Annotated in this window: 10 protein-coding genes; 4 read left to right on the plus strand and 6 right to left on the minus strand. The window is 32.9% G+C overall.

Translation table 11 applies throughout. From position 1 onward, the window contains the following. Nucleotides 1–2 precede the first annotated feature (2 nt). From ACZ451_RS09075 to ACZ451_RS09095, 5 genes are all read right to left on the minus strand, one after another. Nucleotides 3–827, minus strand: coding sequence for a thymidylate synthase (locus ACZ451_RS09075; protein ID WP_464216797.1), 825 nt, complete (start codon nucleotides 825–827; stop codon nucleotides 3–5). Nucleotides 828–927: 100 nt separating this feature from the next. Then, on the minus strand, nucleotides 928–2,739 hold the full coding sequence (locus ACZ451_RS09080; protein WP_464216798.1) for a NupC/NupG family nucleoside CNT transporter: 1,812 nt from the start codon (nucleotides 2,737–2,739) through the stop codon (nucleotides 928–930). A gap of 21 nt (nucleotides 2,740–2,760) precedes the next feature. Then, nucleotides 2,761–3,390 (minus strand): bifunctional nuclease family protein, encoded by a 630-nt coding sequence (locus ACZ451_RS09085; RefSeq protein WP_464216799.1) that lies wholly within the window; start codon nucleotides 3,388–3,390, stop codon nucleotides 2,761–2,763. A gap of 90 nt (nucleotides 3,391–3,480) precedes the next feature. After that, nucleotides 3,481–4,449, minus strand: coding sequence for an electron transfer flavoprotein subunit alpha/FixB family protein (locus ACZ451_RS09090; RefSeq protein WP_464216800.1), 969 nt, complete (start codon nucleotides 4,447–4,449; stop codon nucleotides 3,481–3,483). A 77-nt stretch (nucleotides 4,450–4,526) separates the two neighbouring features. Next, nucleotides 4,527–5,267 carry an electron transfer flavoprotein subunit beta/FixA family protein gene (locus tag ACZ451_RS09095; protein WP_464216801.1) on the minus strand — a complete coding sequence of 247 codons (741 nt, stop codon included), beginning with the start codon at nucleotides 5,265–5,267 and terminating at the stop codon, nucleotides 4,527–4,529. 178 nt (nucleotides 5,268–5,445) lie between these two features. Here ACZ451_RS09095 and ACZ451_RS09100 point away from each other — a divergent pair, with 178 nt between their 5' ends. The 4 genes from ACZ451_RS09100 to ACZ451_RS09115 all read left to right on the plus strand — a co-directional run bounded on the left by ACZ451_RS09100 (nucleotide 5,446) and on the right by ACZ451_RS09115 (nucleotide 12,131). Then, complete coding sequence (locus ACZ451_RS09100; RefSeq protein WP_464216802.1) at nucleotides 5,446–6,426, plus strand: pyruvate dehydrogenase complex E1 component subunit beta; 981 nt, start codon at nucleotides 5,446–5,448, stop codon at nucleotides 6,424–6,426. Between the two features lie 102 nt (nucleotides 6,427–6,528). Further along, nucleotides 6,529–9,024, plus strand: a complete 2,496-nt coding sequence (locus ACZ451_RS09105) for a DUF5686 family protein (protein ID WP_464216803.1) — start codon at nucleotides 6,529–6,531, stop codon at nucleotides 9,022–9,024. Nucleotides 9,025–9,177: 153 nt separating this feature from the next. After that, nucleotides 9,178–9,705 (plus strand): inorganic diphosphatase, encoded by a 528-nt coding sequence (locus ACZ451_RS09110; protein ID WP_464216804.1) that lies wholly within the window; start codon nucleotides 9,178–9,180, stop codon nucleotides 9,703–9,705. Between the two features lie 146 nt (nucleotides 9,706–9,851). Beyond that, on the plus strand, nucleotides 9,852–12,131 hold the full coding sequence (locus ACZ451_RS09115; RefSeq protein ID WP_464216805.1) for a sodium-translocating pyrophosphatase: 2,280 nt from the start codon (nucleotides 9,852–9,854) through the stop codon (nucleotides 12,129–12,131). A 428-nt stretch (nucleotides 12,132–12,559) separates the two neighbouring features. Here ACZ451_RS09115 and yiaA read toward each other — a convergent pair whose 3' ends face one another. Next, the gene (gene yiaA, locus ACZ451_RS09120) at nucleotides 12,560–13,042 is read right to left on the minus strand and encodes an inner membrane protein YiaA (protein ID WP_464216806.1); all 483 of its coding nucleotides are present in this window, start codon (nucleotides 13,040–13,042) and stop codon (nucleotides 12,560–12,562) included. Nucleotides 13,043–13,108 lie beyond the last annotated feature (66 nt).

A 13,108-nucleotide genomic window follows, 5' to 3' on the forward strand; every position in this document is an offset into this window, starting at 1 on the left:
GCTTATATTGCCACCACTCCTTTTATGTGTGGATGCGGGTTGTAATCTACTAGCGTGAAATCATCAAATGTAAAGTCAAATATATTTTTAACATTAGGGTTTAATTCCATTTTTGGTAAAGGTCTAGGTTCTCTGCTTAGTTGTAGTTCTACCTGTTCCATATGGTTGTTGTAAATATGCGCATCACCAAATGTATGGATAAAATCTCCTGCTTCATAGCCACAAGCCTGCGCCATCATCATTGTAAATAAGGCATAAGAGGCAATATTAAATGGAACACCTAAAAAGCTATCTGCGCTACGCTGGTACAATTGGCAAGAAAGCTTATTATCTGCCACATAAAATTGAAAAAAAGCATGGCAAGGTGGTAAAGCAGCTTTTCCATTAGCTACATTCTCTGAAAAAGATTTTGAGGTATCTGGTAAAACACTTGGGTTCCATGCAGATACAAGCATTCTACGACTATTAGGATTTGTCTTTAAACTATCAATAACTTCCTTTATCTGGTCTATTTCTTCGCTATTCCAATTACGCCACTGATGTCCATAAACAGGTCCTAAATTACCATTTTCATCAGCCCATTCGTTCCAAATACGCACTCCATTTTCTTTAAGGTAGTCTATATTAGTGTCTCCTTTTAAAAACCACAATAATTCATATATAATAGATTTTAAATGCAGTTTTTTTGTAGTAACCATAGGAAAACCTTCACTAAGATCAAATCGCATTTGATATCCAAAAACACTTTTTGTTCCTGTTCCTGTTCTGTCTCCTTTCTGATTCCCATTTTCAAGAATATGTCTTAATAAATCGTGGTATTGCTTCATAGTGGTTAAAGATAAAAGTTTATAGGGAATGATTAAAAAATTAAACTTTAGACTTATTACATTTTATTAACCACTAATGTCGTATTATTTTTTTGCAGTTTTATCCTAAGATCATCCCAGCAATTGTAGCAGATAGGAGAGAAGCTAAAGAGCCACCTAAAACAGCTTTTAGTCCAAATTCTGATAAGGTTTTTCGCTGTCCAGGCGCTAGAGAACCAATACCACCAATTTGGATGCCGATAGATGCAAAGTTGGCAAATCCACAAAGCATATAAGTTGCCATGATTACAGATTTATTATAGCTAAGATGCGTTGCGTTGGCAACGTTTTTTAAGTCTGCTAATTGGATGTAACCAATAAACTCACTGGCAGCTAATTTTACACCTAGCAATTGCCCCATAAGCATCATATCTTCTTTAGCAACACCAATAAGCCACATTAGAGGTGCGAAAACTGTACCCAAAATTGCTTCTAAAGAAAATGTTTTGTAAGAAGTATTTTCAGCCATCCAAGTATTAAGAGTAGTAATATCTCCAAACCAACCAAAGATTCCATTAAGCATAGCTATAAAGGCAACAAAAACCAATAACATTGCACCTACATTTACAGCAAGTTTTAAACCTTCTGTGGTTCCATTGGCAATGGCATCTAAAATATTAGCTCCTATTTTTTCTGATGAAACATGCACATCTGTATTTATTTTTTCGGTTTGGGGGTATAATATTTTAGATATTATAATAGCACCTGGTGCAGCCATTACTGAAGCTGCAAGCAGGTGTTTTGCAAATTGTAATCGTAGTGCTGCATCGTCTCCTCCTAAAAAACCAATGTAAGCGGCTAAAACAGCACCTGCTACAGTTGCCATACCGCCAATCATAACCAATAGTATTTCTGATTTAGTCATTTTTTCCAAATAGGCTTTAATGAGTAATGGAGCTTCAGTTTGTCCTAAAAATATATTACCTGCTACAGATAAACTTTCTGCGCCAGAAATTCCCAAACTTTTACTTAATAACCAAGCTAAAGCTTTTACTACTTTTTGGATAATACCTAAATAGAATAGTACTGAGGTAAGTGCAGAAAAGAAAATAATAGTTGGAAGTACTTGAAATGCAAATATAAAACCATAAGAATTTATATCTAAAATGCCCGAAAATAAAAATTCACTACCTGATCTAGTATAATCGAGTATATTAACAAATACTTTTCCAATACTCTCAAAAATTCCCTGTACAAAAGGAACTTGTAAAACACAAATGGCTATTATTATTTGTATGGATAAGCCTATTCCAACCGTTTTCCAGTTTATGCCTTTTCGATTACTACTAAATAAAAAAGCGATCAAAAGTAAAACGAACATTCCCAGAACTCCTCTTAAAAAACTATTAAATGAAAAATCAGCGTTTTCCATTATTTTACCCTTAGAAGTATTAAGTGTAATATAATCTGGATGTTTTTTAGATAAAAATGTTAATATATTATTTCCGTTTTTTAATTTGAGGATGTTATTGTTTTGAGTAGAAATTTCATAATAAACATCTACAACAATAGGAACTTTTTGTTTAAATAGCAGTAAATCTTGATTTTGTAGCCAATAGCCTGAAGTAAATAAACCGTTGATTAAGGATTGATATTCTCCATTTTTTTGTAAAGAAAGAAAGTCGACTCCTTTATTTATTTCAAGAATTGTTTTTATACTATCAGGATAAATTTTGAGATCTTCATAAATTACATTCTTGTCTAATTGCCAAGATGTTATAAGATCTTTCTCTGTTTTTTTTATATCATCAACAGTAATGGTTTCAACTGCGTCTGTAGTGGCTTTAATAGAGTCTATTTCTTGTCCATAAATAGAAGAGAATAAGGTAAAGCATGTGAGTAAGAATAGAACAAAACAAATTTTGTTTTTCATAGGCTATTAAATGAACAAATTTTATTCGCGCTTAGAAATTTCGTCTCTAAGTTTTGCGGCTTTTTCATAGTTTTCACTAGCTACCGCTTTTTCTAATTCTTTATAAAGTTCTTCAGTAGTAAGTTCAGTATATCCATCAGACGCTGATCCACTAATTTCTACAGTTTCACCTTCTTGTAAAATCTCATTTACCATAATACTATCGCTAATATCATTTTCTTCTTTTTCTTTAGAAGAAAATTTTAAGAAGATTCCTGCTTTGTCTAAGATGGTTTTGTAGGTAAATATTGGAGCATTAAAACGCAAGGCTAAAGCAATAGCATCACTAGTACGAGCATCAATAATTTCTTCAATTTTATCGCGCTCGCATATAATACTAGAATAAAAAACGCCATCTACTAGTTTATGAATAATAACTTGCTTGATAACCACATCAAACCGATCTGCAAAGTTTTTAAAAAGATCATGGGTTAGCGGTCTTGGAGGTTTTATTTCTTTTTCTAATGCAATGGCTATGGATTGTGCTTCAAAGGCACCAATTACAATGGGTAATTTCCGATCACCTTCAACCTCATTTAAGATTAAAGCGTATGCCCCATTTTGTGTTTGGCTATATGATATTCCTTTTATTTTTAGTCGTACTAAACTCATAGTTGATTATAAACCTTAAAGGGCTGTTTAAATAAAAGGCAGAGACCTATTTATTTAAACAGCCCTTTAAGGGGCACAATTTAACAATTTTTATGCGTTTTGCGCTTTAAATTCCTTTAATTTTTCGGTAAGTTTTGGAACCACTTCAAAAGCATCGCCTACTATACCATAATCAGCAGCTTTAAAGAAAGGTGCTTCAGGATCTGTGTTGATCACTACTTTTACTTTAGAAGAGCTTACTCCAGCTAAATGCTGAATGGCTCCTGAAATTCCTATGGCAATATATAAGTTACTAGCAACTGGCTTTCCTGTTTGCCCTACATGTTCTCCGTGTGGTCTCCATCCTAAATCTGATACTGGTTTAGAACATGCTGTTGCAGCACCTAAAACATCAGCTAAGTCTTCAATTAGTCCCCAGTTTTCAGGTCCTTTTAGTCCTCTACCTCCAGAAACAACAACATCAGCATCTGCAATAGTAGCTTTACCAACTACTTTGTCTATTTCAATAGATTTTGTGGAAAAATCAGTATCATTTACAGTGGCATTAAAATCTTCAATAGTGGTGCTTGTATCATTCTCAATGATCCCAAAAGAATTATTTGATACGCCTACTACTTTTATAGCGGTATTAATGGTAGAAAAAGCAAAGCCTTTATTACTAAAAGCAGTTCTTTTTACGGTAAATGGGTTTGTGCTTTCTGGAGCTGAAACTACATTGGGAACGTAGCCAGCTTTTAAATGGCCAACTAAAATTGGTGCAAGAAATTTTGTATCCGTACTTGAACTAACGATAATAACAGTAGCATTTTCCTTTGCAACTGCCTGTTGTATAACATTGGCATATGCTTTTGCATTAAAAGTATTTAAGCTATCATTAGAAACTTGTAATACTTTAGAAATACCATAATTCCCTAAGTCTTGATTGTCTGAAGCATTTATGGAAATAGCTACTGCAGTAGTGCCCATTTGTTCCGCAACTTTAGCCGCATAAGATGCAACTTCAAAAGCATTTTTCTTGAATTTTCCGTTTTCGGATTCTGTATATACTAAAACTGACATAATAAGATCAATATTTTAATTTTAAAATTTAAAGCGAAAAGAGATTGCTTTACATTTTAAAGTTTGTTTTTATTTTTTTAAATCGATTTTGCTTCGTTATGTAATAAATCAATTAATTCTTCCACAGAATCAACCAATTTTACAGGACCTTTAGCTGCGGGTTTTTCAAATTTAGAATCTGTAGTGGCTTTTACAGCATCAGTTGGATCTATTACATTTAATACTTTTTTACGCGCCATCATAATGCCACGCATATTAGGAATTCGTAAATCACTTTCTTCTACGAGTCCTTTTTGCCCACCTATAATTAAAGGTAAACTTGTTTCAATTTTTTCTTTACCACCATCAATTTCTCTTGTAGCAGTAGCATTTGTACCATCAACATCTAAACTTACGCAGGTGTTTACAAAATTCATGTCTAAAAGACTTGATAAGATGCCTGGTACCATTCCACCATTATAATCTATAGATTCTCTACCAGCAATAACAAGATCATATTCACCATCTTTAATAACTGCTGCTAATTGTTCTGCAACAAAAAAACCATCGGTAGGTTCTGCATTAATACGAATAGCTTCATCAGCACCAATGGCTAATGCTTTACGCATTGTAGGTTCTACAGATGCTAAACCAACAGTAGCAATATGTACAGAGGCACCTTGCTTTTCTTTAAACCACATGGCTCTGGTTAATCCAAATTCATCATTTGGGTTGATTACAAATTGTACACCATTGGTATCAAACTTGGTGTCATTTTCAGTAAAATTTATTTTTGAAGTAGTGTCAGGTACATTACTTATACAAACTAATATCTTCATATCTCAAGATGATTTTTCTTTATTTAGAGATTGTAAATATAGTCATATTTTTTCAATTTACTATGCGTGCATAGTAAATTTTATAACTTTTTTTGATTCTAACAAGCGTAAATTTGACATATATTTTGCTATTTTTGCTACCGTTTTTAGAACAAGAACATTAAGAAATTCCATTTAAATGAAAACAATACAATTTAGAGAAGCCATTTGCGAAGCAATGTCTGAGGAAATGAGAAAAGATGAGTCTATTTATTTAATGGGCGAGGAGGTTGCTGAATATAATGGTGCTTACAAAGCTTCTAAAGGTATGTTAGATGAGTTTGGGCCAGATAGAGTGATAGATACTCCAATTTCTGAGTTAGGTTTTGCCGGTATAGCTGTTGGTTCTGCCATGAATGGGAATAGACCTATTGTAGAGTTTATGACCTTTAACTTTGCCTTAGTAGGTATTGACCAAATTATAAATAATGCTGCAAAAATTCGTCAGATGTCTGGTGGGCAATTTAATTGCCCTATCGTTTTTAGAGGTCCTACAGCATCAGCGGGTCAATTAGCGGCAACACACTCACAAGCATTTGAGAGTTGGTATGCTAACTGTCCTGGTTTAAAAGTTATAGTGCCTTCTAACCCTGCAGATGCAAAAGGATTATTAAAAGCAGCTATTCGCGATGATGATCCGGTTATTTTTATGGAATCTGAGCAAATGTATGGAGATAAAGGAGAAGCGCCAGAAGGAGATTATATTGTTCCTATAGGTGTAGCCGATATTAAAAGAGAAGGAACAGATGTTACTATAGTTTCTTTTGGTAAAATTATTAAAGAAGCGTATAAAGCCGCAGATATACTTGCCGATGAGGGTGTTAGTTGCGAGATAATAGATTTACGTACCGTAAAGCCGATGGACTACAATGCTATTTTAAACTCTGTAAAGAAAACAAATAGATTGGTAATTTTAGAAGAGGCTTGGCCTTTTGGGAATGTAGCAACAGAAATTACATACCATATACAATCTAATGCATTTGATTATTTAGATGCGCCAATAGAAAAAATAAATACAGCTGATACTCCAGCACCATACTCTCCAGTTTTATTAGCAGAGTGGTTGCCTAATCATGAAGATGTAATTAAAGCTGTAAAAAAAGTTTTATATAAGAACTAAAAAACCTTTATGAAGTAGGCAAAAGCTTTGTTGACAAATTGTTGGCAAAGCTTTTGTGGTATATGCGACATACACACAGTAATGTTTCTTGGAATTATACATATGAAAAAAATCTTTTTCTTTTTATTTCAGTTTTTTATTCTTGTAGCCTTTTCGCAAACTAAGGTTAGTGGAGAAGTAGTAGATGAAACAGGAAACCCAATAGCCTTTGCAACAGTACTTTTTAAAAACTCTTCAGAAGGTGTAATCACTAATGATAATGGTGCTTTTTACTTAGAATCGGATAAAGACTATACTACTTTATTAGTTTCATTTATTGGGTATGAGACCAAAGAATTATCTCTTTCTAAAGGTGCTAATTATAAAATGAAAATAATTTTAAAAGAAGGCGGACAAGAATTAGACGAAGTGGTTGTTTATTTTGGAAAGCAATCTAAAAAGAATAACCCCGCAATAGATATTTTACGCAAAATATGGGAGAAGAAAAGATCTAATGGCGTTCGTAAGTTTAGAGAATATAGCTATGATAAGTACGAAAAAGTAGAATTTGATTTAAATACTGTTGATAGTGCTTTAATGCAAAAAAGACTTTTTAAAGGCTTAGAGTTTATGTTTAAAAATGTAGATACTTCACGAGTTACAGGTAAAACGTACCTGCCTATTTTTATCAATGAAACCGTATCAGAAGTCAATGGAAATAACCTTTTAAAAAGGGAAAAAGAAAAAGTCACAGGAAGTAAAAATTCAGGTTTTAGCAACAACCAATCTATCACTGTATTTATAAAAGATCTGTACAACGATTATGATATTTATGATAATTACCTTAAAATTTTTGATAAAAGTTTTACAAGTCCACTTTCTAGAACAGGGATAGATGTTTATAATTATGTACTTTCTGATACAGCATATATAGATAACAAGTTGTGTTATAATATTACATACTATCCACGAAGAAGTAATGAGCTCACTTTTAAAGGAGATTTTTGGGTGAATGATTCTACTTATGCCATTAAGAAAATTAATCTTGAAGCTGTAAAAAGCGCTAATATTAATTTAATTAGAGAAATTTATATAGAGCAAGAATTTGAGAATTTAAATGACTCAGTTTTTGTATTAAAAAGAGACTATATCCTTAGTGATTTTAGCCTTAGTAAAAAAGAAAAGTCTAGAGGCGTTTACGGAAAAAAAACAACCATTTATAATAATTATAAATTTGATATCCCTAAACCAGATGCGTTTTATAAAAAAAGAGTTGCTCAATTTGATGGAACTATTTATGAAAAAGATAGCTTGTTTTGGAAAAAAAATAGGCTGGAGGAACTTAGTAAAGATGAAGTTGGTGTTTATAAATTATTAGATACTCTAAAAACAGTAAAAAAATTTAAGACCTTTTATAATATTGTAAGTATTCTTGGTTCCGGATATATAGAGATTCCTAAATGGAAGATTGATATTGGAGACATGTACAATACATTTGGGTATAATAATGCAGAGGGACTCCGTTTAAGAGCGGGTGCACGAACTTTTTTTGGGAGTAATGATCCATGGCGTCTAGAAGGGTATGCCGCCTATGGTTTTTTAGATAAAAAAGTAAAACATGGTTTTTCTGCAAAATGGTTGATCGATAAAAAAAGTAGGCTGATCGTATCTGGCGGTAACCGAAGAGATATAGAGCAATTAGGAGTTAATTTAACTGCTACAAATGATGTTTTAGGAAGAAGTGTGGCGTCTTCTTCAGTATTTTCGGTAGGAGCAAATAATAGATTATCAAATATTAATTTGTCTGCTTTTAATGTGGAGATAGAACCCATTAAAGACCTTAGGCTAATAACAGGGAGTAGTTTTAGAACAATAAGTTCTGCATTACCAGACGATTTTAATATCGATTATATAGATGCTTTATCACCAAATGGGGTGTCATCCGAGATTAATCAGTTTGATGTGAACGCAACGCTTATTTACTCTCCTAATCAAAAAGTTGTTGGGTTTGGTGTAGAGCGTGTGCCCGTAAATTTTGATCATAGCACCATACTATTTAAATATACTAAAGGAATAGATGAGGTTTTAAATAGTGATTTCAATTATGATAAAGTACAGTTTTCATATCGCCAACCTATTAGAATTGGAGGTTTAGGTAGGTTTGTGAGCTCTGTAGAAGTGGGTAAAACTTTTGGTGTAGTTCCTTTAGGTTTATTGAATGTTGTACCTGGGAACCAAACTTTCTTTTCTGTATACAATACTTTTTCGAATCTGAATTTTTATGAATTTGTTACGGATACATATGCGTCAGTACACTTGCAACAAAATTTTAATGGAAGAATTTTTTCCAGATTGCCATTGCTTAAAAAGCTAAATCTTAGAGAAATAATAGGGGTAAGAGGTGTTTGGGGGAGTCTTTCTGATGAAAATATTGCATTAAATAGCCCTACAAACATCCCATTATTAGCCCCTAATGATCGCATTTATTGGGAATATTCTTTTGGAATTGGAAATATCTTAAAAGTACTTCGAGTTGATTTTAATTTTAGAGGAAATTATTTAGAACTTCCAGATGCCAGACCTTTTAGCTTTACCATAGCCTATGGATTAAATTTTTAAGTTTTAAAAGAATATTTTTTTGCCATACCCATTTGAAATAGCTTTATTTTTTTAAACTCATAAAACTATATCGTTAGAGTAGGTTTTTACTGATGTTCATTAGTTTTTAATTGTTTAATTAAAGTATCTTTGCGCCAGAAAATAAAGAACATAATGAGCGTAAAAGAAAATTTAACTTTCGATGTTTTAATAGAAATTCCAAAAGGAAGTAGAAATAAATACGAATACGATTTCACACTCCATAAAATTAGATTTGATAGGATGCTTTTTTCTTCTATGATGTATCCTGGTGATTATGGTTTTGTTCCAGAAACATTGGCTCTAGATAGTGATCCGTTAGATGTTTTGGTTTTAGGGCATCAGCCCACCTATCCAATGGTGGTAATGGAGGTAAGGCCTATTGGTGTCTTTCATATGACAGATGAGAAAGGGCCAGATGAAAAAATTATATGTGTGCCAGTTTCCGACCCTATTTGGAGTAATAATAAAGATATAAGCGATTTAAATCCGCACAGACTAAAAGAAATAGAACACTTTTTTAAAGTATATAAAGACCTAGAAAAGAAAAAAGTAGATACTGGAGGTTGGGGTAATGCAGATGAAGCTGTAAAAATTTATAAAGAGTGCGTAAAACGCTATGATGAAAGCGAACATAAAAAGAAACGCACCTTTACGATTTAAAAAAGAAATATTATCAATTACATATTATTTAGAATACAAAATCATATTAAAGCAATATCAAGTATTTAAATATTGCTTTATTGATACAGTTTAATGGATTTTGTTATTTTTGCCGAACTTTTAATAATGCATAAATAAAATTAAGAATGGAAGGACTAATGATTTATATGCCAATAGCTTTGGCGGTATTAGGTTTAATTTACATGGTAATCAAGCAATCTTGGGTAATGAAGCAAGATGCTGGAGACGGTAAAATGAAAGAGATATCTGATTATATCTATGAAGGAGCATTAGCATTCTTAAAAGCAGAGTATAAATTATTGACAATTTTTGTATTAATTGTAAGTGTGTTACTTGCAATAGTTTCTTTTGTGGTGCCTACAACTCATTGGCTTATTGTAATAGCATTTATTTTTGGTGCTATTTTTTCTGCTTTTGCAGGAAATATAGGAATGAAAATAGCAACAAAAACGAATGTAAGAACTACACAGGCAGCGCGTACTAGTTTACCAAATGCGCTTAAAATTTCTTTTGGTGGTGGCACTGTAATGGGGCTTGGTGTTGCTGGTTTGGCAGTATTAGGTTTAACAGGTTTCTTTATTGTTTTCTTTCAGATATTTATGGGAGGTGCTTGGACCTCTACTATAGATATGACCATTGTTTTAGAAACCCTAGCAGGTTTTTCTTTAGGAGCGGAATCCATTGCGCTATTTGCACGTGTAGGTGGTGGTATCTATACTAAAGCAGCCGATGTAGGAGCAGACCTTGTTGGTAAAGTAGAAGCTGGTATCCCAGAAGACGATCCTCGTAATCCAGCAACTATTGCAGATAATGTTGGTGATAATGTTGGTGATGTTGCAGGTATGGGAGCAGATTTATTTGGTTCTTATGTAGCTACCGTATTAGCAGCTATGGTGCTTGGTAATTATGTGATCAAAGATATGGGAGGAAGTATCTCGGATGCTTTTGGAGGTATTGGTCCAATTTTATTACCAATGGCAATTGCTGGTGTAGGAATTATTATTTCTATCATCGGAACAATGCTTGTTAAAATAAAAAATAACGAAGCAAAAGAATCTCAGGTAATGGGTGCTCTTAATAAAGGAAACTGGACCTCTATTATTTTAGTAGCATTAGCTTGTTTTGGGTTGTGTAAATATATGTTACCAGAAACAATGCAAATGGAGTTTTTTGGAGAAGGTAAAGTTGCAATTTCTGCAATGCGCGTATTTTATGCAACGCTAGTTGGGTTATTTGTAGGGGCAGTAATTTCTTCAGTAACAGAATATTATACAGGCTTAGGTAAAAAGCCAATCTTAAAAATAGTGCAGCAGTCTAGTACAGGAGCAGGAACAAATATTATTGCAGGTTTAGCAACAGGGATGATTTCTACATTTCCTTCTGTATTATTATTTGCTGGAGCTATTTGGGCATCTTATGCATTTGCAGGTTTTTACGGTGTAGCATTAGCAGCTTCTGCTATGATGGCTACAACAGCGATGCAGTTAGCAATTGATGCTTTTGGACCTATATCTGATAATGCAGGTGGTATTGCAGAAATGAGCGAGCAAGAACCAGTAGTAAGAGAGCGTACAGATATCTTAGATTCAGTAGGTAATACAACAGCAGCAACAGGGAAAGGGTTTGCGATCGCATCAGCAGCACTTACATCTTTAGCTTTGTTTGCTGCATACGTAACGTTTACCGGAATAGATGGGATTAATATTTTTAAGGCACCAGTTTTAGCCATGTTATTTGTTGGAGGAATGATTCCAGTAGTATTTTCAGCTTTAGCGATGAATGCAGTAGGAAAAGCAGCAATGGAAATGGTTGAAGAAGTCCGTAGACAATTTAAAAATATACCAGGAATAATGGAGGGTACTGGGAAACCAGAATATGATAAATGTGTGGCAATTTCCACACAAGCCTCATTAAAAGAAATGATGTTACCAGGTTTATTAACCATTGGGTTTCCATTAGTTATTGCTTTTGTGCCACTTTTATTTGGAATGGATTCTTTAGCAATAGCAGAAATGTTAGGAGGTTATATGGCTGGTGTTACTGTTTCTGGTGTACTTTGGGCAATTTTCCAAAATAATGCAGGTGGTGCTTGGGATAATGCTAAAAAATCTTTTGAAGCAGGCGTAGAAATTAATGGAGAAATGACGTACAAAGGTTCTGAAGCACATAAAGCAGCAGTTACTGGTGATACTGTTGGAGATCCTTTTAAAGATACCTCTGGGCCATCTATGAATATCTTAATTAAGTTAACGTGCTTAATAGGTTTAGTTATTGCGCCAATATTAGGAGGGCATACAGAAGAAGGTGTTGCAAATACAGAAAATAAGGAGATTAAAGCAGAGGTTAGCATCGAAAATGTAGAAACCTCAGAAACAACAGTTTCTTATATGGATGTTGTTAAATAAATAATAGTTTATAATTATTTTAAATCCCGTATTTGGAAGAAACTTCTAAATACGGGATTTTTTCTTCTTATAATTATTGTATTTGATTTTAATGAATTTGTATACTTTTAGGATCAAGAATATTATAATATGTATGATTAAAAACAAAAAACCATAGAATAGTATAACAAGAGAATTGCCTCCTTTAAAATTATTTTTATCAAAAAAAATATAAATCATTATAGTGGTGTAAATACCATAACAGATTAAATTTATAATGAATGCCTTCTTTTTTTTGGAGCTAATAATTCCAATAACTAGAAAGATGAATAGCGCACAATATGCTAAGTATAGTGTAGAAAATTCTGAATCTGTTGGAAACATAATATTAGGTACTTATGTAAAATGAAATGATGCAATTAGTTTTAAATAATGGCATCATTTTTTAGTTATATTTCTGAAGTATTATTTTCAATATATTTTCTATCTCTTGTGTTTTTTTGAACTGCAATAGCAGCAAATAAACTTAGTGTAAAAGACATTCCATAAAATCCTTTTTCACTTAAATCAATGTCCGCGTTCCATAAGCCAATTACAAGTAGTGTAACCGAGGCTATAGTTGCAAACCAACTAATTCCATAATACATTTCTGTTACTGCTAAGCCTTCTAATTTATCACGTACAGTTTTTTGTACAGAGATGGCAGAGAATAAACCAAAAAGTAATATGGTAAAGTAATAGCCTTTTTCATTTAGGGCCATATCAACATTCCATAAGCCAACACAGAAACTTACCATACCAGCAATTAATGCAATCCATGAAGCGCCCTCAAATGCTGAAGTTGGTTTTTGATCATAGATTTTGGGCCCCTTTTTTGTCTTCTCTTTAAGAATACTTTTTTCAGTTGCGTCACTATTAAATTTATAATCCATACATTTTATTTTTAATGAATATCATTTTTTGTCATTTTATTTTGACATGGCAAATTTGAAGCAAAC

The sequence above is a fragment of the Allocellulophaga tsushimaensis genome (assembly GCF_055383085.1).